The sequence below is a fragment of the Bradyrhizobium sediminis genome (assembly GCF_018736105.1).
Taxonomy (GTDB): domain Bacteria; phylum Pseudomonadota; class Alphaproteobacteria; order Rhizobiales; family Xanthobacteraceae; genus Bradyrhizobium.
In genome coordinates this window covers 5,040,917-5,066,644 of the sequence record NZ_CP076135.1, presented here as the reverse complement: position 1 = coordinate 5,066,644, position 25,728 = coordinate 5,040,917, and the positions used below count along the sequence as shown (strand labels likewise).

Genomic DNA, 25,728 nt, shown 5'->3' with positions numbered 1-25,728 from the left:
TCGGGCTTAAGGAGCGCTCATCGCAACCCCGGCCTCGACAGGCTGGAGTGCGGCCGTTTCGCAGCGCCAGCCGCCGCCATCGGTTCGCTGAAAGGCGAACGATTTCTGGATGCTCACGCGGCGGCCGGACGTCAGGCTTGCCCGGCTCGCCGGCGCCGGTTTGGCTTCCCCGGATTTGGCGTCCCAGCATGAACCGGTGCACCCCGATGCAATCGGGCTGCACACGGCAAAGGGAGTCAGCACGCTCATCTCGATCTCGGCGGTCACGATGGCGCTCGCCGGCGCTATTTCGCTGTCCAGCTCGATGACGCGCTTCACCGACAGAAAACCTTCGCAGGTATTGGCCGCATGGATTTGCGCGACGCAGAGATCGACGGCATTGGCATCGGGCAGGGGCGAGAACGCAGGCCGCGCAAAGATCCGCCCCGGATCGCCCTTGGCCGCGGCGAGTTCGGCGGTCTTCCGCTTGAAATAATCCGCCAGGCAGGCTTCGGACGACGACAGCTCTTCCAGCGGCACATTGTCCTTGTCCGCCAGATCGCAGGTTCGATCGCGTTCCCTGCTCCATCGCTCGTATTCGAGCAGTGCCCGCCTGGCGTCGTCGCCCTTCAACTTCGCAAGCAGGCCGACGACCATGCTGTTGAAGTCGGTCTTGGCGGCGGCCAGATCGGGGTCGCTGCAGATCAGCAAGCCGGCGGCGTTGTTCGAGGACAGGCAATCGAAATTGGGGTCGTCCAGGATATCGATCCTGTCTTCCGTTTGCTTCAACAGGCAGCCCTTGATGTAATTGATTTCGGGCGCGGAAAGTCTCTGGTTTCTGAAGATGCCGCAGCTCGAATTGCGGCTTCGGATCCATTCCGCGTTTTCCTCGATCGCGAGGCGGCGGTTGGGAATCCGGTCCAGCCTGCCCTGCACCGCGCCGCTCAGTCGTGCGGACAGCCGGTTCAATCCGGGGTCGCCGCAGAACAGCCGCTCCGCGGTGTCGCTGAATATGGCGCAGCGATTGCTGTCAAACAGCGGGAGCATCTCGCGGATCAATCGGTCGGGGTCCGCGGCGTTCTGCCCGCATGCCGGATGCATCAATGCCAGCGGCAGTCCAACGATGGCCAGAATAATCGCCCGCATTCATCCCCGCCGAACAAGCATCGAACCGAACCTGCCGGGACCATATAGCTTCTTCAGCCGCTGCGACGAAGTGAAATTGTCGGCCGGGATCTCGATCGTCGTTGCGGAGGGCGGTCGGGGAGGCGGCGTTACATCGGCGAGGTTTCTAATCCGGAATGGCTCGCCGCTTCCGAAACGAGGTTGCGGTCCCTGAGCGCAGGCATCGGCGCATCCTCGTAGCGTTTGACGCCGTCGCGATCGATGACGAAGCTCGGCCGGTAGTTTCTGACCTGGGCGTCCTCGATCATCGCCATGCGGCGATTGTCCAGCGTCAGCCAGTGCCCGTCCAGCCGCGCGGCGGCGACGGCGTGATCCTCGCCGCGGATGGTATCGCGCATGATCACGATGCGCAGGTCGTCGGGGGAGATGCCGGCCCGTTGCAAGGCAACGAATTTGGCGATTGCGTAGTCTTCACAATCTCCGGCGCCACGGGTCAGGGTCGCGAGCGGCGAGCTCCAGACGTCGATCGCGCCATATTGCTCGAGATCGCCCATCGGCCTGATGGCGAGATTGATCGCGCGATTGATCTCACCGAGCCGGGCGCGGCCCTCGCGGGTTCTGGCGGTCTCGACAATGGCGAGAAACTGCAGCGCGGCCGGAGCGGCGCAGCGGTCGGGGTCACCTTCGCACAGCGCCAGCTGCACCATTTCGTCGTCGAGACGGCGCTGGATGCCCAGCCATTTTTCCCGCAGGCCTCCGCCGGAGAGAGCCGAGGCAAACAGCCCGAACGGCTCGGCGGATCGCTCCATCGGATCCGACGCCTGCGATGAATTCAGCGTTGCCGCGGAAAGCTCTGCCGCTGGTCCGATAAAGGCCATGCCGCAGGCAAGTACGACCGCGCGCAATGCGCGCGAGTGACCGAAAATCCCCATCTGACGCCCCAATGTCCGGGCGTCGGCGAGGCCTCATCAGCCAGCTCGCGACCGGATCGTTTCACAGGCGAGGATGGGCGGGGCAGCTTTTGATCTGCTTAAGACCGGGGGCAGCGGCTCGGAAAGTGCGAAACAGGCTGAAACCCGTCTCGCCGATTTGCTGAAAATTTTATCGATCGCCCGGTCCCGGTCCCGGCTCGCAATGGCGCAAGAAGGCACTCTGAGGTTGTATTTGCGGCGATTTCGGCCGAATCTGGCTAATTCGGAGGGAATCGCCTCGTTCTGTTATCCAGATCACAGTCTTTGTTTTGGAACTGGCGCAGTATTTTGCAACAGGATACAGGTTGAAAATCATTAAGAGTATCAGTTGCGGCATCTATACGTGGAACTACGCCAAAGCGGCGGGTTTATGGATAGAAATACGTTTCAGTACTTGCGGGATCGATTCCGAATACTTCGCTGTCCGGGCGTTTCTCAAGAAGACGCGTTTGGCGAAGGCTGTGCGGAATGAGATTTGCACAAGCTGGAGATGGTTTCGCATTGTTCCGCGTAGTGATAAGCACGAAGCCATACGGAATATTATTTAAGTATTAACTATTTACGGTGTTGCATTGAACTTCGCCGGTAAATTTGGATCGGGCGCTGCGGACACTTTTTCCAGTGTCGCACTCTATTCCGACTCGCCGGCACATCGCGGCGGCAGCGACGCCGTCACCATCCCCGATGCACATCTGCTGTTCTCCGGCGACTATTCGCGATCCGGCACCGATCTGATCGTCTCGGATCAGTTCCACCGCGTGGTGGTGCCGAACTACTTCCACGGCGACAAGCGTCCGATGCTGGTCTCGCCCGAGGGCGCGCCGCTCGACCCCGGCGTCATCGAAGCCTTGACCGGACACGTTCAATACGCCCAGGCCTCCGGCGCCGCCGCCGCCGGCAAGGTGGTCGGCCACGTCGTCAAGATGACCGGCAGCGCCAGCGTCGTGCGCAACGGCGTCACCGTCACGCTCAACGAGGGCGACAACGTCTACCAGAGCGACGTGGTGCAGACCGGCAGCGGCTCCACGCTCGGCCTGGTGCTGATCGACGGCACGACCTTCAACCTCTCCGCCAGTGCGCGGCTGATGCTGAGTGACCTGACCTACGAGGCGGGAAGCACGTCGAACTCGGCGCTGTTCACGCTGGTGCAGGGCGCGGCGAGCTTCGTCGCCGGTCAGGTCGCCAAGACCGGCGACATGAAGGTCGGCACGCCGGTCGCGACCATGGGCATTCGCGGCACCGCTGTCATCCTCGACATTTCCGCGGTCGATGGCAGGGTGTCGATCTCGGTCGTCGACCAGCGCGACGGTCAGGTTCATGCGGTTCAGGTGTTCAACACCCAAGGGGTCTTGATCGGCACGGTGACCAGCAACGGCTCTGCCTTGACGCTGACGCCGGTGGCCAACTTCGAGGTGATCGCCCAGGAGAGCAACAAGACGGTCGCGCAGGTTGCGCTGGAGTTCAACACCTTCCAGACTCTGCTGCAGACTTATGACGTCGGCAGGCAGCTATTCCCGAATCTGCCGGAACACACCGATAACGCCAATCCGCAGCAGCCGACGAGGTTTGCCGGCAGCCAGATCCAGCCGGCCGATTCGACCTCTACCCAATTCAATGCGCCGGTCGGCGCCAACACCGGCAGTCTGCTGCCAGCCGGCCCCGGAACGCCCGTTCAAGTCGTGATCAATTCCGGCTCCGGGCCGACCGGATCATCGACGGCTCCGGCGGACCCGATCGTGGTCCAGGTCGTGGTGCCCGCCACGCCGCTGCCTTTCGTGGTGACCCCGCCGACGGTGTCCCGCATCTCCGGGGACGGCGGCGACCATTTCGGTCCTGTTATGAGCGCCGACGGGCAGTCCATCGTCTACGATCCCGATGGCTCGATCTTCCTCTACGACCGGCAAAGCAACACCACGATCACGATCGCGCAGGCGGGCAATGGCTTCACTTACAGTGGCCAGACCATCAGCGCGGACGGCCGTTACATCGTTTTCCAGGGCTCGGACGGCACCCAGTCCTACGTCTTCATCTACAACAACGATCCCTCCGATTCGGCGCACTACCAGCACACGATCCAGCTCGTCGAAGGCGGCGCGCCGGCGGTCTCGGGGGATGGCAGCATCATCGTCGTCGAGCATGGCGGCAACAGCATCGGAGTCTACGATCAGCAGGGCCACGTGCTCGCCACGATCACGCCGGCCGCAATCGGAGAAACCGGATCGGTCTGGCTGCCGGCGATCAGCGCCAACGGTCATTTGATCGCGTTCTGGAGTACTGGTGCGTCGACGCCCGGCGGATCCGGCCATCTCCTCACCTATGACCTGTCGACCGGGACGGTAACGGACATCGCAAGCACCGCGACGGATGCCGGCAACAGTGCGGCTTCGCTCAGCGCCGACGGACGCTATATCGTCTATCAAAGCGACGCGCCGGGCGGGCACTCGGAAATCTATCTCTACGATCTCTCCACCGGGCAGGTCGTGTTCCACACCGCCAATGCCTCCGGCGCCAGCTACAATCCGGTGATCAGCCCGGACGGTCATTTCATCATCTTTGCCAGCGACGCGCATCTGACGTCCGGCGACACCAATGCCGTCGCGGACACCTATGTCGTGGACGTCAGCGATCCCGGCAACCCCGTCTACCGGCTGGTTTCGAGCCTCGCCGACGGAACGCAGTCCGACGCCGCTTCCAACCTGGGCGCGGCGATTAGCGTCGGTGGGCTGTTCGTCGCGTTCGGCAGCAGCGCCTCCAATCTTTCGCAGGGCGACACTCCCGGCACCGGCGATATCTTCCTCGCCGATGCGACCTCGGGCCACAGCGCGATCATCCGGGAGACCGCGAATTCGCCGCCGATACTCGAGGCGAGCGGCATCATAACGCTGACCGGCGACCACAACGGCGTCACGCTCGGCGTTTCGGATCCGACCGGCAGGTTCACCGCTGAGTTCGACGCCGATGGGAACATCGTATGGCACTTCAGCGAGCCGAGGTCGGATTTTGCCTCGCTGCTGCCCGGCCAGCTCGCGATCCAGAATTTCACGGTCACGCTGAGCAACAGCGTCGGCACGACGACGATACCGGTCCGCGTCAGCGTTTATGATGCGGATCAGCCCGTTGCCGCCGTGGTGGCCAATCCCGGCACCATCGCCGGCGACAACGACGGCAATACCCTGACCGGCACCGCCGGCAACGACATCCTCCAGGGTTTCGGCGGAGATGATACCATCATCGGCCTGACCGGCCTCGACCGCGCCGTCTACACCGATGCGACCGGCGGCATCACCGTGGATATGGCTGCCTGGACGGTGTCCGGCCAGGGCGTCGGCACCGACACGCTCACCGACATCGAGGCGATCCAGGGCAGCAATTTTATCGATCATTATTCGGCGGTCGGCTTCACCGGGATTTCCGGGGTGCCGGGCGTGCCCATTGGCCTCAACACCTTCGAAGGCATGGCCGGCGACGACTTCATCATCGGCAATGTCAACGTGCAGGGCCAGGCACTGACCCGCATTTCCTATGCCAGCGCTACCGCGGCTGTGACCGTCGATTTCGCCGCGGGCACGGCGATCGGCAATGCCTCGGTCGGATCAGATCATTTTACCAACGTCAGCGGGGTGATCGGGTCCAGCTTCGGCGACACGCTGCGCGGCAGCGACAATATCAACGGCAGCTACGAGTCATTTGAAGGTCGCGGCGGCAACGATATCATCGACGGCCGCGGCGGCTACGATTTGGCCGTTTACAGCAACGACCCCGCCACGACTTTGGGCATCACCGTCAATCTCGCCGCGGGCACCGTGATCGGCGACGCGTCGATCGGCACCGATACGCTGGACAGCGTCGAAGCGGTTCGCGGGACCCAATTCGCCGACACCTATGATGCGAGACATTTCGGCTCCGCGGGCTTCCTGAACCCGGCCACCGGCAATGTCGGGAGCTACGGTACCTTCAACAATTTCGACGGCCAGGGCGGCAACGACCTCATCTACGGTAACGGCAACACCCGGATTCAGTATTCGCAGTCGACGGCGGCCGTAACCGTCGACATCGAACTCGGCACCGCTCACGGCACGGCGTCCGGCGATTTGGCCAACACCGGAACCGACACCTTCAGCGGCGTCAACGCCGTCATGGGTTCGATGTTCGGCGATACCCTGTTGGGAAGCGCCAACAACGAAAGCTTTCTGGGCCTTGCCGGCGACGACTTCATTGACGGTCGCGGTGGCTTCGATACCGCCCAATACGGCATTCTGACCTTTACCACCGGCGGTGTCAGCGTTGATTTGGTCCACGGCATCGTCGCCGGCGATGCCTCTACCGGCACAGACACGCTGCGTTCGATCGAAGGCGTGCAAGGCACCAATTTCAACGACACCTTCGACGCCACAAACTTCGGTGCCGCCGGCTATCTCGATCCCTTGCTGTTCAACGTCGGCAACAACGGCACCTATAACCAGTTCGAGGGATGGGATGGCGACGATCAGATCACCGGCAACGGCAACACCACGATTCTCTACGTCAATGCCGGCGCCGGCGTAACGGTCGATCTCGCCGCGGGCACTGCGCACGGCACCGCGTCCGGCGATCTCGCCAACATCGGACAGGACACCATTACCGGAGGCGTGAACTCCGTCGTCGGCAGTAATTTTGGCGACGTTCTTCTCGGCAGCGACAATGCTCCGGGAACGATCGAGCAGTTCAACGGTCTCGGCGGCAACGATACGCTCGACGGCCGCGGTGGAACCGACAGGCTGATCGGCGGCGGCGGCGCGGACACTTTCGTCTATGCCGCCGGCTACGGCGCCGACACCATCGCCGATTTCCACCACAGCGACGGTGACCGGATCGATCTGACCGGCGTGCCGGGCATTCACTCGCTCGCGGATGTGCTGGCCCATGCGACGCCGAGCGGCGTGGATACGTTCATCGATTTCGGCGGCGGAAATTCGCTGACGCTCAGCAACGTCTCACTTGCGAGCCTCGTCGCCGATGACTTCGTGTTTAACGAGTTGGCGACCTCGACCCTGACATCCACCGCAGGTGTCAGCATCGTGGTGACGCCGGATGGCGCAACGAATGGATTCGTCTTCCCGGGTGCAGGCAATGTGACGACGCCCGGCACACCGGAAGATCGCATCGTGCTCGGGTACGACATCGGCGCCAGTCATGTCGTGCTCAACAGCGATCCAATGCTGGGGGTCCATGACTTCACTCCCATCAGTTCTGTGTTCCATTCCTTCGACGGTGGATCGTCTGTCGTGACCAGGCTTGATGCCGGTAACGATGTCACGCTGACTCAAACCATCGAGCTCGGAACCGACGCCAATTTCTTCACGACCACGATCGATATCGACAACGGCGGCACGTTGGACCTAACGGGAGTTAGGTTCATGCGCAGCTTTGATCCCGATCAGGATCTACAGCCTTTCGGCACCTTTTTCACGTTCAACGACGTTGCTCAAAATCCGGACGGCTCCGCGTCGTTCGCTATCGTCTCGGCTATCGGTCCGACTTCGGGGGTCCATGCTGCGCTTGTTGGCCTCGGCGGTCAGTGGCGGGGATCGGTTTTCGGCTTTACCAACACCGATCCCTACGTTCCAGGCGCCTTCGATACCCCGGTCGATCCCAACGGCGCGCTCGACGACCTGGCGATTTCACTGACCAATGATATCGGCACGGTGGTTGCCGGAAGCCACGTTCAGATCACCTATTTCACCACCGCGAACGTCGCGACCGACGGCAGCAATGCGCTTTACGGCGCCGCGGGGAACGACACGGTCGATGGCCTCGGCGGCGATGACCTGCTGATCGGTCTTGGCGGCGCAGACACGTTTGTTTTCTCACCCGGTGCAGGTCACGACACGATATATGATTTCACGCCGGGCGCCGACCGGATCCAATTGGATCATTTCAGCGGCGTTCCGCTCAGTGTCAACGGCGTGTTCACCGAGGCCGACCTCGATGCATGGAGGGCCACCCCCGGCGTCTTCGAAACTCAGGGCAATGACACGCTGATCCATCTGTCGCCAGACGACACTCTCCTCTTGAAGAACGTTGCGGCCGCTGACCTGCACGCCGCCGATTTCATCGTCGTCGCCAACCAGGCGCCGACCGTCGATGGCGACATGGCCATCGCCGTCGTGCGAGGCAGCTCTGTCGCGCTCACCACGGCTGACGTCAAGGCCGACGATCTGGATGGCGATCCGGCGAGCCTGACCTTCACGGTTGTCGAATCCAGTCACGGCCATCTGTTCAACGCAGAATCGGGCGACACCATCGCGCCCGGAGACCATTTCACGCTCGGCGACATTCAGGCCAACTGGATTCTCTTCGTCACGGATGACCCGGATTATGCGGGGGCCGGCGCCGTCACGCTCACTCTGTCCGATGGTGCCAGTCCGGACCGAACGGTCTTTGTCGGCGCCAGTATCGTCGATGCGCAGTTCACGGTGCTGACCGCGGACGGATATGATTTCGATCAGGACGATCCGATCGGCGCCATGGGGCGCGGCGACGTGGTGCCTGATAGCGCCGACCCCGCTCATTCATTCACGATTGTCAACGGTCAGGCGAATCGCGACTTCCTCGTCACGGGCAGCGGCTTCGTTTACAACCCGGAACTCCATCGGTTCACAGCGGGCACCATCACCTTCATTCAGGAGGTGACGCATGACCCAAGCCATACGCCGCTTGCGACCTTCAGTCTGCATGTGCCCGCTGCCGACTGGTACAATGCCGTGGTTGCGCAGTCGCATGGCGACCAGGGCCCGATCGAGGCGCTGGTCAGTCAGTGGACCTTCAGTTTCGTCGGCAATGGCGGCGGCGATGCCTTCTTCGCCGGCGACGTCAACGACATCTTCACCGGCCGGAGCGGCAACGATACGCTCGGAGGCGAATTCGGCTATGACCGCGCCAATTATGGCGGCGCGACAGGGCCAATCAATGTGCAACTCGCCGCCGGCACCGTGACCGGAGACGGCTCGGTCGGCGCCGATACGCTGCAGTCGATCGAATTCGTCACCGGCAGCAACTTCGCCGACACCTTCAATGCCACCGGTTTCAGCGCTTCCAGCACCAATGCCGGCAGCACCGTCGCATTCAACGTGGGTGGCACCTTCAACGAGTTCGAGGGCCGTGGCGGCAACGACACCATCATCGGCAACGGCGACACCCGCATCTCCTATTATCATGCGACTTCCGGCGTCACCGTCACGTTCGATGGCTGGATAAGCGGGCAGGGCGCTTCCGGACATGCCAGCGGCGACAGCTCGGTCGGGACCGACACCTTCACCGGCGTGTCGCGCGTGCGCGGCTCCTTCTTCGACGACACCTTCTTCGGCAGCGACAATCCCTTTGGCACCAACGAGAATTTCGAGGGGCTCGGCGGCCACGATGTCACCCACGGCGGTGTCGGATTCGACCGCGCCATCTATCGCGGCGCCTTCGTCGGAACCGGCATCACCGTCGACCTGGCGGCGGGCACGGTGACCGGCGGGTCCGACGTCGGCTCCGATCTCCTGGACTCCGTCGAGGGGATCACAGGCACGGATTTCGCCGATGTCTATAATGCCGTCGGGTTCTCGACCAGCAGCGCCAACGCGGGCAACACGCAGGTTTCGGCCACCAACGCGACCGCTACGGATTTCAACGAATTCGAAGGCGCCGGCGGCGACGACACCGTCATCGGCAATGGCAACACCCGCATCGCATTCTACAACGCGACCGGCGGCGTAGTGGTGACGCTCGGAGACAATACCGACCCGAATGCCTCCACCAATCACGGCAGCGCGGTCGGCGCATCCAGCGGCGTCGACGATATCGTCAGCGGCGTCACCCGGGTGCGCGGCTCGGAATTCAACGACATCATCACCGGCAACAGCGCGAACAACACCCTCGAAGGCCGGGCCGGCAATGACGTGCTCGATGGCCGGGCTGGCGACGATGTGCTGATCGGCGGAACCGGCGCGGATATTTTCGTCTACGAGGCGAATGGTGGCCACGACCGCATCACCGACTTCAATCGCGCCCAAGGCGACCGGATCGATTTGCGGCTGGCGGGAATCAGCGGGATCGGAACCGGAAGCGGGTTGGCCACGCTCACGACGGGTGCTTTCAATCCGAGCAACGGAGAGTTCACGGCAGGCGCGGGCAGCGACACCAGAATTACCGGCTTTGGTTCCGGAAACTCGATCATTGTCCAAGGGATGGTTGGCTCGCAGGCCAGCGATTTCATCTTCACCGGCCAGGTCGCCGTCACGGTGCAGACGCCGGACGGCTACGACTTCTCCACGCTGTATGACGACCTGGCCGCCAGCAACGCGGCACAGCTTGCGAACGACGATACGCACATTTTCGCAGTCAATACGGCGAGGGGAATCACCTTCGAACTGATCGGCACCGGGTTAGCCTCGTCGGGCGGAGGCACGGTCACCGCGATCAACATCCTCAATACGACCGACCCGGCCCAGACCACCCAGGATCATGTTCTGGTCAATACCAACGGCTGGAATATCCAGGCGATCGATCTGTTCGCGGCAATCGGCGAGTACAATAGCCCGGTGACGCGTGAGGCGGGAATCGCCGATCTGAATGCGATCTTCAACTCCGTGAGTTACAGTGCCGTCGGCACCGGCGGCTTCGCCGACAACCATAGCCAGCCGCATGATGGCGCGGACGTCTTCTTCGGCGGCAATCAGGCCGATGTCTTCAATGGCATGCCCGGTCCGTTCGGTCCGTTCGATCCCGGCAGCGACACGGTGGACTATTCCCATGCGACGGCGCCCGTCAGCGTCAATCTGTTCGATGGCACCACCAGCGGCGCCGCCGCTGCGGGCGATATCTTCATCTCGATTGAAAATCTGCGCGGCAGCGATTTCAACGACGTTCTGACCGGCGACGGCCAGAACAACGTGATCGAGGGCGGGCTGGGCAACGACACGCTCGATGGCGGCGCCAGCGGCTACGGCGTCGACACCGCCAGTTATGAGCATGCGACTGCGGCGGTGTCCGTGAGCCTTGCCTTCGTGGGCGCCCAGAACACAGGCGCCGCCGGCACCGACACGCTTATCAACATCGAAGGCCTGCGCGGCTCGGATTTCAACGACACCCTGACCGGCAACGGCGGCAGCGTGCTCGAGGGTGGTCTGGGTGACGACCACCTGATCGGTCATGGTGGCGAAACAGGAGATACCGCGAGCTACGCGCATGCGAGCAGCGGCGTGACGGTCGATCTATCGACCCCGAATCCTCAAAATACCGGCGGGGCAGGCATCGACACGCTGACCAACATCGCCAATCTGACGGGCTCGCAGTTCAACGACACCCTGACCGGCGACACGCACGACAACACTTTCTTCGGCAACGGCGGCAACGATACTTTCGTCTTCAACGACACCGCGCTGGGCGGCATCGGCAACGATACCATTGGCGATTTCATGTCGGGGCAGGACCATATCCAGCTCGACTACGCCGCCTTCGATTCCAGCGGTTCGAATGATTTCAGCGCCTGGGTTGCTGCAGGCCACGTCATCATCGATGGCAACGACGTACTCATTGACCTCCATCTGAATGGCCAGAATACGATCCGGTTGCAGAACGCGTCCTTTGGCGGCCTGCATGCCAACGACTTCATCCTCCCCGCCGGCGGCGGCGCCTAGCGGCGGAAGCGGATTCCTGGCGTCATGCGATATTTTTCACTGCCCGCGCACATCTTGGCGTGATCGGCCAGCCCGAGCGTGATACCCAAGCAGCATGAAGCGACTGAGGATATTACGACGCTGGTTCATGCGAAAGTTCGGGATTGCGAGGCTGCTGTGCCTCGCGATCCTGATCGGGCTGGCGGCGCTGCGCGTCGCCGATCCCGCCGTGGTCGAGGAACTGCGGGTCAGGACCTTCGATAAATTCCAGGTCCTCGACCCCCGGGTGAAGACCGCACGGCCGGTCACCATCATCGACATCGACGAAAAGAGCCTGGCGAAATTCGGCCAGTGGCCCTGGCCGCGGACGCGGATCGCGGATCTGGTCGACAAGTTGACCAGTCTCGGCGCCGTCGTGATCGCCTTCGATATCGTGTTCGCGGAGCGCGACCGGCTCAATCCGGGCGAGGCCGCCGATACCATCCGCAACCTCGATGAGGAAACCCGGGCCAAGCTGCGTGCGCTGCCGAGCAACGATCAAATCCTGGCCGATGCCATCAAGCGGTCCCGCGTGGTGCTGGGCGAATCCGGGCTTCCCTACGTCCTCACCGAATTCGACAAGTCGCTGCCGGTAACGGGGCTCGCCATGCGCGGCGAGGAGCCGCAACCGTTCCTGCTCGATTTTCCCGGGCTGGTGCGCAACGTTCATGTTCTGGAGGAGGCGGCCGCGGGGCGCGGGCTGTTCTCGATCAAGAACGAGCGCGACGGCATCGTGCGGCGGGTGCCGATGATCATGCTGGCGCAGGGCGCCACCATGCCGTCGCTGAGCTTCGAGATGCTGCGGGTCGCCAGCGGCAGCGGCACCATTCTAACCAAGGCCGAAAAGGCCGGCCTGCAGAGCGTCGGCGTCAGGGGTTTCGAAATTCCGACCGATAACAACGGCCAGATCTGGGTTCATTTCGCGCGCCGCGATCCGTCGATCTATGTTTCGGCGGTCGACGTGCTCGAAGGCCGCGTCGCGCCGGATAGGATTGCGCAAAAGCTTGTGCTGATCGGAACCTCGGCGGTCGGGCTGCTCGACGTCAAGACCACGCCGGTCGATCCCGTGATGCCCGGCGTCGAAATTCACGCCCAGGTGCTCGAGAGCGTGCTGACCCGAACGGAACTGTCGCGGCCCAATTACGCCATCGTCGCCGAATTTCTCTCCGCTCTCCTCCTCGGGCTGCTGGTGATCGCGTTTGCCCCGATGTTCGGACCGATTACCCTCGTTGCGGTCGGCGCCCTGTTTGCGACGGTGCTGATGGGAACCTCCTGGTACTTCTACACCCAGCACCGCCTGCTGATCGATTTCACCTACCCGCTGGCGTCGACCACGTCGATCTATCTCACCCTGATCTTTTCCAGCTTCGTCAGGGAGCAGAAGCAGCGCCGGCAGATTCGCTCGGCATTCGGCCAGTATCTGTCGCCGGCGCTGATCGAGCAGCTGGCGCAGTCGCCGGAAAAGCTCCAGCTCGGCGGCGAGGAGCGCGAGATGACCATCATGTTCTCCGACGTCCGCGGCTTCACCACCATCTCGGAGTCCTACAAGCACGATCCGCAAGGTTTGACGGCGCTGATGAACCGGTTCCTGACGCCGCTCACCAACGCCATCCTCGATCGCAAGGGCACCATCGACAAATACATGGGCGACGCCATCATGGCGTTCTGGAATGCGCCGCTCGACGACAAGGAACACGAGATCAACGCCTGCGAAGCCGCGCTCGACATGCTGGAGCGGATCGACGCCCTCAACCAGGACCGCGAGATCGAGGCGAAGGACGGCGGTCACACCTATATTCCGATCAATGTCGGCGTCGGTCTGAACACCGGCGTCTGCGTCGTCGGCAACATGGGATCCAATTTGCGCTTCGACTATTCGGTGCTGGGCGACAGCGTCAACCTGGCGTCGCGGCTGGAAGGACAATCCAAGGAATACGGATTCCCCATCATCATCGGCTCCAGGACCGCGATGGCGGTCAAGGACAGGTTTGCGATCCTCGAACTCGATTTCATCATGGTCAAGGGCAAGAAGGAGCCCGAGGTGATCTACGCCATCGCCGGCCGCCAGGACACCGCGCAGTCCGAACATTTCCAGCGGCTGCGCAACCTGACCATCGAGATGCTGACCTGCTATCGCAGCCGCGACTGGGACGGCGCACTGGCGGCGATCGAGCGCGGCCGCAAGGGCGACGACGGGCACGCGCTGGAATATCTGTACAAATTATACGAGACGCGAATCCGCGGCTATCAGGAAAGCCCGCCGCCGCAAGACTGGAACGGTGCCTTCGCGCTGCTGACCAAGTAGCGCGAGAGCTTGATTCGCCGTCGTCGTCGCCCGCGAAAGCGGGCGATCCATTATTCCAGAGACGCCAGAGCTGGCATCGAAAGGCCGCGGCGTACTGGATACTCCGCTTTCGCGGAGTATGACGGCCTTGGTAGGCGGTTAGGAGGTGCTCCGCGAATCAGAATCTCATTCCAGCCCGATCGTGGTCAGGTCCTGGAACCAGTGCTGCGCCTGCACGAACTTCTTCACCTTCGGCGACAGCGCGTGCGGATTGGTGTCGTGCACCACCCACACCAGCGCGGCGTCGTCGACGATCAGCGCGTGCGCCTGCGCCAGCAACTCGTCCTGCTTGGCGATATCGAAGGTCTGCTTGGCCTGGTCGATAACGGCGTCGACCTTCGGATTCTTGTAGCCGCCCCAGTTGACGCCGACCGGCGCGATCTGGCCGGAGTGGAAGAAGCGCACGATGGCATAGAGCGGGTCCGAGGTCACATAGGCGATGTTGTTGGAGGTGATGCCGGCGTTCATCTCGTCCGCCGCGCCCTTGCGCCACGCCGTATATAATGTCTCGAGCTCGACCACCTTGAAGTCGATATCGATGCCGATCTCCTTGAAGCTCTGCTGCAGGAATTCGTTCATCGGCAGCGACAGCATCTGCCCGGTGCCGCCTTGCGCGATGACGAAGGTGGTCTTCAGCGGCTTCTCCCTGGAGTAGCCGGCCTCCTGCACGAGCTTCTTCGCCGCCGCCAGGTCGTATTTGATTTCGAAGCCGGGCTTGCCGAACCAGGGGCTCGACGGATCGACCTGGCCCTTGGCCGGTTTGGCGAGGCCATTCATCAAGCCCACCACCGCGTCGCGGTCGATCGCGAGATTGAGCGCCTTGCGCAAGCGGATGTCGGTCCAGGGCGAGCCCGGCAGCACGCTGAGATGATAGTTCCAGACATGCGGGGTGATGTTGTCGACGATCTTCATCCCAGCCGATTTCAGCTGCGGCACCGCATCGGGCGCCGGCGTTTCGATCAGGTCGACCTGTCCGGCCAGCAGCGCGTTGGTCCGCGTCAATGCCTCCGGCATCGGGATCAGGACCATCTTGTCGACCTTCGGGATCCGCTTCTTGTTCCAGTAGTCGGCGTTCTTCGACAGTTCGGCGAGTTCACGCGGCACTAATTTGGTCAGTTTGAACGGTCCGGTGCCTGAAGGTGAGGCAGCGAACTTGTCCCAGTCCTTGCCGAGCTTCTCATATTGTGTGGGGCTGGAGACCAGGAACCAGAGCATCTGGTAGGGAAAGAAGGAGTCGACGGTCTTGGTGGTGATTTCGATCGTGGAGTCGTCGACCTTGGCGTAGCTCGCGACCGACGGCAGCCGGGTCTTGACCTGCGCGCTCTGCCGCTTGTCGAACTGCGGCGCCTTGTCGTTGAGCACCTTGTCGAGATTCCAGATCACCGCATCGGCGTTGAAGTCGCTGCCGTCGTGGAACTTGACGCCCTGCCGTAGCGTAAATCGCCACTTCTTCTTGTCGGACTCATCGACCTTCCACTCGGTGGCGAGGCCGGGCACCAGCTTGCCGGGTCTGTCGGACACGTCCATTTCCCAGGCGACCAGCGGGTCGTAAATCGTATAGGCGGTGAACTGGTAAGCGCCGGCGCCACGATCCGGTTGCCCCGTCGTCAGCGGAATATCCGCCATCGAGATGCCGTATCGCACCACGGTCTCGGCCTGCGCCGAAATGCCGGAAAAGGCGGCAGCCATGGCGAACGCCGCGGCAGCAAGAAGCATCGAATTTCGGATGCGCATCAACTAAGCTCCATTGGAGGGGAATTGGAGCGTGCATTGCAAGCTTGATGCCAGATTAGGCAGTGCTGTCCCTCTTGCATGAGCGCTCACAGGAAGTTGCGCAGCAAATCGCAATGTGAGACGGTTTGTCGCCATTGGCACAGGCGTTGCATAACGTTGCATAAGAAATAATCATCAAGATCGAAAAGAAGAAAAGGAGTTGCTGCGATGCGTGTCGAACAACAAGGGAAGTGCCGGACTGCCGTGACGGTTGCCGTGCTGGCGGTGGGGCTTGCACTGCCGGTAGCCGCTTTCGCGCAGACCACCCTGCGTATCGGCATGACCGCCGCCGACATTCCGCGCACGCTCGGCCAGCCCGATCAGGGTTTCGAGGGCAACCGCTTCACCGGCCTCACCATGTATGACGGGCTGACGATGTGGGACCTGTCCTCCGCCGACAAGGCGAGCGTTATGATCCCGGGGCTTGCGACCGAATGGAAAGTCGACGACGCCGACAAGAAGAAGTGGACGTTCAAGCTTCGTCCCGGTGTCACCTTTCATGACGGCTCGCCGTTCAACGCCGATGCCGTGGTCTGGAATGTCGAAAAGGTGCTCAAGCAGGATGCACCGCAGTTCGACCCGAGCCAGGTCGGCGTGACCGCGTCGCGGATGCCGACGCTGGCCTCGGCCCGCAAGATCGACGACATGACGGTGGAGCTCACCACCAAGGAGCCGGACAGCTTCCTGCCGATCAACCTCACCAACCTGTTCATGGCGAGCCCCTCGAAATGGCAGAAGTTTTACGATGTGGCCGAGGGCGCCGACGCCAAGGCGAAATCGCAGGCCGCATGGGCTGCGTTCGCAAAGGACGCCTCCGGCACGGGCCCCTGGAAAATGTCGAGCTTCACGCCGCGCGAGCGGCTGGAGCTGGTGAAGAACGAAAAATACTGGGACAAGGCGCGCGTTCCCAAGGTCGACAAGATGCTGCTGTTGCCGATGCCGGAGGCTAATGCGCGGACCGCGGCCTTGCTGTCCGGCCAGGTCGACTGGATCGAAGCGCCGGCGCCGGATGCGGTCGCGCAAATCAAGCAGCGCGGCTTCGTGCTGCAGACCAACGAGGAGCCCCATGTCTGGCCGTGGCAGTTCTCGCGCGTCGAAGGCTCGCCCTGGAACGACATCCGGGTTCGCAAGGCGGCCAATCTCTGCGTCGATCGCGAAGGCCTCAAGGACGGCCTGCTCGGCGGCCTGATGGTGCCGGCCACCGGCACCTTCGAGCCCGGCCACCCCTGGCGCGGCAACGTCACCTTCAAGATCAAGTATGACAAGCCGGCGGCGCAGAAGCTGATGCAGGAGGCCGGCTTCGGTCCTGACAAGAAATTGTCGGTCAAGGTCCAGACCTCGGCGTCGGGCTCCGGCCAGATGCTGCCGCTGCCGATGAACGAGTACCTGCAGCAGGCGCTGGCCGAATGCTATTTCGACGTCAAGCTCGACGTCATCGAATGGAATACGCTGTTCACCAACTGGCGGCGCGGCACCAAGGACCCGTCCGCCAACGGCGCCAACGCCACCAACGTCACCTATGCGGCGATGGATCCGTTCTTCGCCCTGGTGCGCTTCCTGCAGTCGTCGATGGCGCCGCCGGTGTCGAACAATTGGGGTTACATCAACAATCCCAAATTCGATGAGCTGGTGACCAAGGCGCGCCAGACCTTCGAGCCGGCCGCGAGAGACGCGGCCCTCGCCGAGCTGCACGCGGCTTCCGTCGACGATGCGGCATTCCTCTACGTCGCCCACGACGTCGCTCCCCGCGCCATGAGCCCGAAGGTCAAGGGCTTCGTGCAGCCGAAGAGCTGGTTCGTGGACTTCTCGCCGATCTCCATGACGCCGTGATTCGCACTTCGTTCTTCGTGGCGAGATGTCTCGTTCCCTCCCCCCTTGTGGGGGAGGGTTAGGGTGGGGGGTAGCCACACCCGCCGACCTCGCGGCCACCCCCTTCCCCAACCCCTCCCCGCAAGGGGGAGGGGAGCCCGACCATCTCGTCGCGCAATACATTCTAGGTAATCCTGTGTTCGTCTATGTTACCCGCCGCATCGTCTATGTGATCCCGATCGTCGTCAGCGTGGCGCTGGTGTGCTTTCTCCTGGTGCACATCACGCCCGGCGATCCGCTGGTCGCGATCCTTCCCGCCGATGCGTCGCAGGAACTGGCGGCGCAATTGCGCGTCGCCTACGGCTTCGACCGGCCGCTGCCGGTGCAGTTCGGGCTGTGGCTGTGGAAAGCGGTCCATGGCGATCTCGGCCATTCCATCGCCACCGGCCGGCCGGTGCTGACCGAAGTGATGCGCGCGGTCGGCAATACCGTGACGCTTGCGATCGCGGCCGCGACGATCGGCTTCACGCTCGGATTGTTCTTCGGCCTGATCGCCGGTTATTTCCGCGACAGCTGGGTCGACAAACTGGCGACTTCGATCGCGATTGCCGGCGTCTCGGTGCCGCATTACTGGCTGGGCATGGTGCTGGTGATCATCTTCTCGGTGCAGCTCAACTGGCTGCCCGCGGTCGGCGCCGGTCCCGGCGGCTCCGGCGCTTGGGGCTGGGACTGGGAGCACATCCGTTATCTGTTCCTGCCCGCGATCACGACTTCGGTGATCCCGATGGGCATCGTCACCCGCACCGTGCGCGCGCTGACCGGCGATATCCTCTCGCAGGATTTCGTCGAGGCCCTGCGCGCCAAGGGCCTGCGCGAAACCCATGTGTTCCGCCACGTCATCAAGAACGCCGCGCCGACCGCGATGGCGGTGATGGGACTGCAGCTCGGATACATGCTCGGCGGCTCGATCCTGATCGAAACCGTGTTCTCATGGCCGGGTTCGGGGCTGCTGCTCAATTCCGCGATCTTCCAGCGCGACCTGCCGCTGCTGCAGGGCACCATCCTGGTGCTGGCGCTGTTCTTCGTGTGCCTCAATCTGATGGTCGATATCGCGCAGGCCGCGATCGATCCGCGAATCAAGCGGGGCTGAAGCCAGTGAGTATCCGTCCATGAGCGCGATATCAGATGCCGCCCTGCAGGCCGCGCCCGCCACCAAGGCGCGCGGCTACTGGGCGACGGTCGGCCGCCGCATCGCCAGCGACAAGGTCAGCATGTTCTGCGCCCTAATTCTGGCGCTGATCTTTCTCTCCGCCTTGCTCGCGCCGTGGCTCGGGCTCGCCGATCCCTATCAGGGCTCGATGATCCGCCGTCTCCGCCACATCGGCGCGCCGAACTATCCGCTCGGCACCGACGAACTCGGCCGCGACATGCTGGCGCGGCTGGTCTATGGCGGCCGGCTGTCGCTCCTGATCGGCATTCTCCCCGTCATCCTTGCCTTCGTGGTCGGAACCTCGCTCGGCCTCGTCGCCGGCTATGTCGGCGGCAGGATCAATACCGCGATCATGCGCACCGTCGACGTCTTCTACGCCTTTCCCTCGGTGCTGCTGGCGATCGCGATCTCGGGCGCGCTCGGCGCCGGCATCGTCAACTCCATCGTCTCGCTGACTGTCGTGTTCGTACCGCAAATCACCCGGGTCGCCGAAAGCGTTACCACGGGCGTGCGCAACATGGACTTCGTCGAGGCGGCGCGCGCTTCCGGCGCCGGACCTTTCACCATCATGCGCGTGCACATGCTCGGCAACGTGCTGGGGCCGATCTTCGTCTACGCCACCGGCCTGATCTCGGTGTCGATGATCCTGGCCGCGGGGCTGTCGTTCCTGGGCCTGGGGACAAAGCCGCCGGAGCCGGAATGGGGGTTGATGCTCAACACGCTGCGCACCGCGATCTACATCAATCCGTGGGTAGCGGCCTTGCCGGGCGTCATGATCTTCGCGGTATCGATCTGCTTCAACCTGCTCAGCGACGGCATGCGCAGCGCCATGGACATACGGAACTGACGCCATGACCGAACTCGCCAACTCAGTCGAATTGCTCGAGCCGGTCGAGGATGTCGGCGGCGCTGCGCAGCCGCTGCTGCAGGTCAATGGCCTGACCAAGCATTTCCCGGTACGCGGCGATCTCTTCAGCAAGCGCAAGACGGTGCGCGCGGTCGACGACGTGTCGTTTGCCATCGCCAAGGGCGAAACGGTCGGGATCGTCGGCGAATCCGGCTGCGGCAAGTCGACCACCGCGCGGCTCTTGATGCACCTGATGCAGCGCGATGCCGGCGATATCATTTATGACGGCATGCAGGTCGGGCGCGCGCTTTCTCTCCGTGAATTGCGCCGCGGCATGCAGATGGTGTTCCAGGACAGCTACGCCTCGCTCAATCCGCGCCTGACTATCGAGGAATCGATCGCGTTCGGACCAAAGGTTCATGGCATGGCCGACGGGGCGGCCCGCGCGCTGGCGCGCGAACTGCTCGGCAAGGTGGGCCTGCGGCCGGAAAATTTCGCCAATCGCTATCCGCACGAAATTTCCGGCGGCCAGCGCCAGCGCGTCAACATCGCCCGTGCGCTGGCGCTGTCGCCGCGGCTGGTGATCCTGGACGAGGCGGTGTCGGCGCTGGACAAGTCGGTCGAGGCGCAGGTGCTCAATCTGCTGGTCGATCTCAAGCGCGAGTTCGGACTGACCTATCTCTTCATCAGCCACGATCTCAACGTGGTGCGTTACATTTCCGACCGTGTATTGGTGATGTATCTCGGCGAGGTGGTCGAGCTCGGCCCGGTCGACCGGGTATGGGACGCGCCGGCGCATCCCTATACGCGGGCGCTGCTGGCGGCGATGCCGTCCTCCGATCCCGACAACCGCACCGAGACGCCGCCGATTTCGGGCGATCCGCCCAATCCGATCGATCCGCCGCCAGGCTGCCGGTTTCACACCCGCTGCCCGTTCGCGGAGCCGCTCTGCGCAAATGCCACACCAAAACTCACCGCGCTCGATAGAATGGGTCATGAAGCGGCGTGCTACATGGCCATATCAGGCTCCGGGCACAGCCGCGCACCGGCAGAGGGAGTGACATGACAAAACCCACAGCGAAAGAGATCAAGGCGATGACCGACGTTGCGGGCGTGCCCGTCGATGCCGATGTCGCCGGGCGTATCGCCCATTCCATGGGCCCGGCGTTCGAAGGCTTTGCGCCGGTCGCCGGCACGCTGCCGTTCGACCTGGAGCCTGCGAGCTTTCTGCTCGTGCAAGCTGCAAAGGTGTCGAAATGAGCACCGAGCCCGCCTTGATGTCGCTGACGTCGGTCGCGCAGGCGATCGCGCAGAAGAAGATCTCGTCGCGCGAGGTGACGCAATCCTGTCTCGACCGGATCGCACAGTGGCAGCCCCGTCTCAACGCCTTCATGGCCATTGAAGCCGAAGCGGCGCTCAGCGCAGCCGATGTGGCCGATGCGGCGCTGGCGAAGGGCGCCGCCAAGGGCGCGCTGCATGGCGTTCCGCTGGCGCACAAGGATATGTATTACGACGCGGGCCACGTGGTCACCTGCGGCTCGAAGATCCGGCGCGATTTCGTCGCCACCACCACTTCGACGGCGCTGCAGCGGCTGAAGGACGCCGGCACGATCCGCCTGGGCTCGCTGCAGATGGTGGAATTCGCCTATGGGCCGACCGGCCACAACGTGCATTACGGCGCGGTGCATAACCCCTGGGCGCCCGATTGCATCACCGGCGGCTCGTCGTCGGGATCGGGTTCGGCGGTCGCGGCACGGTTGACGTTCGCGGCGCTGGGCTCGGATACCGGCGGTTCGATCCGCTTGCCCGCGCATTTCTGCGGCGTCACCGGTTTGAAGACGACCTACGGCCGCATCAGCCGCGCCGGCGCGATGCCGTTGTCGCAGTCGCTCGACACCGTCGGGCCGCTGGCGCGCAGCGCCGAGGACTGCGCGCTGCTGCTCGGCCTGATGGCGGGGGCGGATCCGGAAGACCCCACCGCGGTTACCGGGCCGGTGCCGGATTACATGGCGGCGACGCGAGGATCGATCAAGGGCCTCACCATCGGCGTGCCCACCGCCTTCTATGTCGACGATCTCGATTCCGAAGTCGCGCGCATTCTCGACGACACCATCGCGACGCTGAAGCGGGAAGGTGCTACGATCGTTCAGGTCGAGCTGCCGGAGCAGCGCCAGCTCACGGCGGCCTGTCAGTTCGTGCTCGCTACCGAAGCGGCCGCTTTCCACAAACGCTGGATGATCGAACGATCAGGCGATTACGGCCCGCAGGTCCTGATGCGGCTGCAGAACGGGCTCGCGATTTCAGGCGTGTCCTATCTCGAAGCGATGCGCTGGCGCGGGCCGGCGCTGGCGGCGCACAATGCCGCGGTCGCCGGCGTCGACGCCATGATCGCGCCGGCGGCGCCGGTGGCGGCTCCCACCATCGCTGAGAGCGACGTCGGCAACAGCCCCGACGCCGAAGCCGTGATCCAGCGGCTGACGCGCTTCACCCGCCCGATCAATTATCTCGGCCTGCCGTCGCTGGCGATACCCGCGGGCTTCACGCAGGGCGGGCTTCCGGTCGGCATGCAGCTGGTCGGCCGTTCGTTCGATGAAGCGATGCTGCTGCGGATCGGGGCGGCGTTCCAGCGCGCCACCGATTTCCACGACCGGGTGCCGAATTAAGCCATGAGCAATCTCGTCGAAATCCGTGGCCTCAATGTTCGCTTCAGCGGCGAGCGCACCGTGCATGCCGTCAACGATCTCAGCCTCTCGCTCGGCGAGGGCGAGGTGCTCGGCCTGCTCGGCGAGTCCGGTTCGGGCAAGAGCGTGACCCTGCGCGCGGTGATGCGGCTATTGCCGAAGAAGCGGACGCAGATTTCGGGCAGCGTGCAGGTGCTCGGGCGCGATGTGCTGGCGCTCGACGACGAGCAGCTGTCGGCATTTCGCGGCCAGACCGTCTCGATGATCTTCCAGGAGCCGGCGCTGGCGCTCGATCCGGTCTACACCATCGGCCGGCAGATCGCGGAAACCGTGATGCGTCACGAGGGCAAGAGCCAGGCCGACGCCATGGCGCGTGCGCTCGAAATGCTGGAAGTAGTGCGCATTCCCTCGGCCAAGCGCCGGCTCGATGCCTATCCGCACGAGATGAGTGGCGGCATGCGGCAGCGCGCGATGATCGCGCTGGCGCTGGCCTGCAAGCCGAAGATCCTGCTGGCGGACGAGCCGACTACCGCGCTCGACGCCACCGTGCAGATCCAGATCCTGCTCTTGCTGCGCGAACTGCAGCGCGAGTTCGGCATGTCCGTCATTTTCGTGACCCATGATATCGGCGTCGCGATCGAAATCTGCGACCGGGTCGCCGTGATGTATGCCGGCCAGGTCGTCGAGCAGGGCAGCTTGCGCCAGATCGTGCGCACGCCGATTCATCCCTATGCGCGCGGGCTGCTGGCTTCCACCGTGCACGGCGCCAAGCGCGGCCAGCGGCTGGAAACCATCCCGGGTACGCCGCCTTCGCTGGACAAGGCGCCAGTCAATTGCTCATTCGCGCCGCGCTGCGGTTTCGCGCAGGCCCGCTGCGTCGAGCAACTGCCGCCCAACGTGCAGATCGGGCCGGACCGGATTGCGCGATGTATTCTGGCTGAACGTACCGAGGCCGCGATCGCGACCTGACTCCGCAATATTGGAGTCGTCACTTCGGGCCATTGTCGGATAGGCTCCGGTGCCGTGCGCAGGAACAACGTGCGCCGACAGGGGGAGTTTCTCATGCAGATTTCCAACGAAGGCATTCTCGTCATCTTGTTCGTCGGCCTGGTGGCGGGCTGGCTGGCCGGCAAGATCGTGCGCGGCACCGGCTTCGGTATCATCGGCGATATCCTGGTCGGCATTGCCGGCGCGCTGGTCGCCAGTCTGCTGTTTCCGAAACTCGGCATCCATATCGGCAGCGGCTTGGTTTCGGAGATTATCTATTCGGCGATCGGCGCCGTGCTGCTGCTGCTGGTGGTGCGGCTGGTCCGGACCGGCGGCCGGCTGTAGAGCGTTTTCAAGCGAAGTGGATACCGGTTCGCGTGAAGAAAACGCGTCAAAACAAAAAGATAGAGCCCGTTCCGGTTCAATCGGAACGGGGCTCTAGCGCCCTGACCTACCGGCTGGCGCGGCTGACGGCATCCACGATCCATCGCCGCAGCGCGGCAATCCGGCGGTCGCGCGCCTGTTCGGTGCGCGAAACGAGATAAATCGTCTCCATCGAACTGACCGCCGCGGCATCGAACGGCGCGACCAGTTTCTTGCCGAATCCCGGCCGCGCCCTGATCAGCGGCGCCATCGCGAGAGTGACGCCGAGCCCTTGCTCGGCGGCCTCCAGCATCGCGGGCACGCTGTCGAGCCAGAGATGTCCGCGCGGGGCGAGCTCCGGAATCCCGGCCTGCTCGAGCCACGCCGCCCAGGTGCGCGGCTGCGTCGTCAGATGGATCAACACCTCCCGGGACAGGTCTTCGGGGCGGCGCAGCCCGCCCTTGACCAGGGTCGGCGCGCAGACCGGCAAACCCCTGACCTCGATCAGCGGTTCGAATTTCAGGCCGGCCGAGTGCTCGCGCCCGTAGCGGATCGCGACGTCGACGCGGGAGGCGTTGAAGTCGGCATATTGATGGGTGGCCTCGATCCGCAGCGTCAGGGTCGGATTGCGCCGCTTGAAATCGCCCAGCGCCGGAATCAGCACCGTAGAGGTGAAGAACGGCAACGAGCTGATCCAGAGTTCGCCGCCGGCGTCGCGCCGGTGCCGCCGCATCTCGCGGCCGGCGTCCTGCAGCGCCGCCAGCGCTGGCGAGACTTTCGCCAGATAGCGCTCGCCCTCCGCGGTCAGCCGCACCGAACGCGCGCCGCGCACGAACAGTTTGACGCCGAACAGTTCCTCCAGCCCGCGGATTTGATGGCTGATCGCGGACGGGCTGAGCGCGAGATCGCGCGCGGCGCGGCGGAAACTCAATTGCGTGGCGGCGCGCTCGAACGCCAGCAGCGCGGAGAGCGGCGGGATCGCCCGCAGCGGCCCGTCGCTCGCAGACAGATGAATTTCGCTCATCTCGGGTGACCAAATCCCTTTTGTAGCAGGCATTATTATCGGCCAGATTACCCTATCACTCAATATTTCTCATCTGGACCATCATGGCGATTTTCGAACCATTGAGCGCTCCCAATCATTGGCAGCCGTCGGCGCTGGCCGCAGGTCCCTTCGCGGGGCTGCAGGGCGGCGCGGTCGCTAGCCTGCTGACCGCCGAAGTCGAGGCGCTCGCCGCGGAGCGAAAATGGGGCGCTGCCGTCAGCGTGACCGCGTGGTTCCTGCGGCCGACGCCGATGACGAGTTTGCGGACGCGGCTTTCCGTGCTGACCGAGGGCGGTCGTGTCAGCGTGGTCGACAACACGCTGTGGCCCGACGATGACGCGCAGCCCTGCGCCACCGTGCGGGTGACGCTGTCGCGCGAACGCGCGGTCGAGCTGCCGGGATTTGTCGACGCCGCCGGCGAGGCTGCCGATCCCTTGCGGTTTCCGGTCCGCAGCCGGCGGGCTGCCCATGGCGGTCCCTGGTTCATGGACGCGATGGAGGCGCGCGCCGGCGACGGCGTCGCCTGGTTCCGCCTCAATCACGGGATCATCGACGGCGCCGGGCCGTTGTCTTCCGTGCTCGGTCCGGCGGACTGGACCCACGGCATCGCGCGGCCGCTGGAGAATGTCGTGGCCGATCCCAACCCGAACCTGACGGTGCAGCTGTTCAGGCAGCCGTTGGGGGAATGGGTCGGCGTCCGCGCGCAAACCCGCTGGCGGCCGGCTGCCGGGCTCGGCATCGGCAGCGGCGCGCTGCTCGATGTCCATGGCGAGATCGGCCGGGTCTCGATGGCGGTGGTGCTGGTTCCCTTTCCGAAGCCGGCGGCGGCAAGCTAGCTCCCTGCACCCCCGCGACCGGCTCCCCGAAAGGCCGATTCGCGTCGCCCGTGGGGCCGGTCCTCCTCCGTTCGGAGG

At 63.8% G+C, this 25,728-nt stretch carries 15 protein-coding genes; 11 read left to right on the top strand and 4 right to left on the bottom strand.

Annotation, left to right across the window (positions count from 1 at the left end; translation table 11 throughout):
* Positions 1-6: 6 nt before the first annotated feature.
* Positions 7-1,125: a hypothetical protein gene (locus KMZ68_RS24150; protein ID WP_215613619.1), complete on the bottom strand. Its 1,119-nt coding sequence runs from the start codon at positions 1,123-1,125 to the stop codon at positions 7-9.
* Between the two features lie 128 nt (positions 1,126-1,253).
* Positions 1,254-2,036 carry a transglutaminase-like cysteine peptidase gene (locus KMZ68_RS24145; RefSeq protein WP_215613618.1) on the bottom strand — a complete coding sequence of 261 codons (783 nt, stop codon included), beginning with the start codon at positions 2,034-2,036 and terminating at the stop codon, positions 1,254-1,256.
* Between the two features lie 611 nt (positions 2,037-2,647).
* Between KMZ68_RS24145 and KMZ68_RS24140 the strand changes: the two genes are divergently transcribed.
* Complete coding sequence (locus KMZ68_RS24140) at positions 2,648-11,737, top strand: beta strand repeat-containing protein (RefSeq protein ID WP_215613617.1); 9,090 nt, start codon at positions 2,648-2,650, stop codon at positions 11,735-11,737.
* Between the two features lie 94 nt (positions 11,738-11,831).
* Entirely contained in the window at positions 11,832-14,060 is a 2,229-nt protein-coding gene (locus KMZ68_RS24135; protein ID WP_215613616.1) for a CHASE2 domain-containing protein, read from the top strand.
* 165 nt (positions 14,061-14,225) lie between these two features.
* On the opposite strand, the gene KMZ68_RS24130 is transcribed toward KMZ68_RS24135, so the two are convergent.
* On the bottom strand, positions 14,226-15,833 hold the full coding sequence (locus KMZ68_RS24130; RefSeq protein WP_215613615.1) for an ABC transporter substrate-binding protein: 1,608 nt from the start codon (positions 15,831-15,833) through the stop codon (positions 14,226-14,228).
* A 207-nt stretch (positions 15,834-16,040) separates the two neighbouring features.
* Here KMZ68_RS24130 and KMZ68_RS24125 point away from each other — a divergent pair, with 207 nt between their 5' ends.
* The 8 genes from KMZ68_RS24125 (at position 16,041) to KMZ68_RS24090 (ending at position 23,751) form a co-directional block, all read left to right on the top strand.
* A complete protein-coding gene (locus KMZ68_RS24125) occupies positions 16,041-17,702 on the top strand; it encodes an ABC transporter substrate-binding protein (protein WP_215613614.1) in 1,662 nt (553 codons plus the stop codon).
* Between the two features lie 175 nt (positions 17,703-17,877).
* The gene (locus KMZ68_RS24120; protein WP_215613613.1) at positions 17,878-18,831 is read left to right on the top strand and encodes an ABC transporter permease; all 954 of its coding nucleotides are present in this window, start codon (positions 17,878-17,880) and stop codon (positions 18,829-18,831) included.
* 19 nt (positions 18,832-18,850) lie between these two features.
* On the top strand, positions 18,851-19,738 hold the full coding sequence (locus tag KMZ68_RS24115; RefSeq protein ID WP_215613612.1) for an ABC transporter permease: 888 nt from the start codon (positions 18,851-18,853) through the stop codon (positions 19,736-19,738).
* Between the two features lie 4 nt (positions 19,739-19,742).
* Complete coding sequence (locus tag KMZ68_RS24110; protein ID WP_215613611.1) at positions 19,743-20,804, top strand: ABC transporter ATP-binding protein; 1,062 nt, start codon at positions 19,743-19,745, stop codon at positions 20,802-20,804.
* Positions 20,801-20,998 carry a hypothetical protein gene (locus tag KMZ68_RS24105; protein WP_215603819.1) on the top strand — a complete coding sequence of 66 codons (198 nt, stop codon included), beginning with the start codon at positions 20,801-20,803 and terminating at the stop codon, positions 20,996-20,998. Before KMZ68_RS24110 ends, KMZ68_RS24105 begins: the two co-directional genes overlap by 4 nt.
* A complete protein-coding gene (locus KMZ68_RS24100; RefSeq protein ID WP_215613610.1) occupies positions 20,995-22,401 on the top strand; it encodes an amidase in 1,407 nt (468 codons plus the stop codon). Before KMZ68_RS24105 ends, KMZ68_RS24100 begins: the two co-directional genes overlap by 4 nt.
* A 3-nt stretch (positions 22,402-22,404) precedes the next feature.
* Positions 22,405-23,388, top strand: coding sequence for an ABC transporter ATP-binding protein (locus KMZ68_RS24095; protein ID WP_215613609.1), 984 nt, complete (start codon positions 22,405-22,407; stop codon positions 23,386-23,388).
* 93 nt (positions 23,389-23,481) lie between these two features.
* A complete protein-coding gene (locus KMZ68_RS24090; RefSeq protein ID WP_215613608.1) occupies positions 23,482-23,751 on the top strand; it encodes a GlsB/YeaQ/YmgE family stress response membrane protein in 270 nt (89 codons plus the stop codon).
* A gap of 106 nt (positions 23,752-23,857) precedes the next feature.
* Here the strand turns inward: KMZ68_RS24090 and KMZ68_RS24085 are convergent, their stop codons facing one another.
* A complete protein-coding gene (locus tag KMZ68_RS24085; RefSeq protein WP_215613607.1) occupies positions 23,858-24,793 on the bottom strand; it encodes a LysR substrate-binding domain-containing protein in 936 nt (311 codons plus the stop codon).
* 83 nt (positions 24,794-24,876) lie between these two features.
* Here KMZ68_RS24085 and KMZ68_RS24080 point away from each other — a divergent pair, with 83 nt between their 5' ends.
* On the top strand, positions 24,877-25,650 hold the full coding sequence (locus tag KMZ68_RS24080; protein ID WP_215613606.1) for an acyl-CoA thioesterase domain-containing protein: 774 nt from the start codon (positions 24,877-24,879) through the stop codon (positions 25,648-25,650).
* Positions 25,651-25,728: the final 78 nt, after the last annotated feature.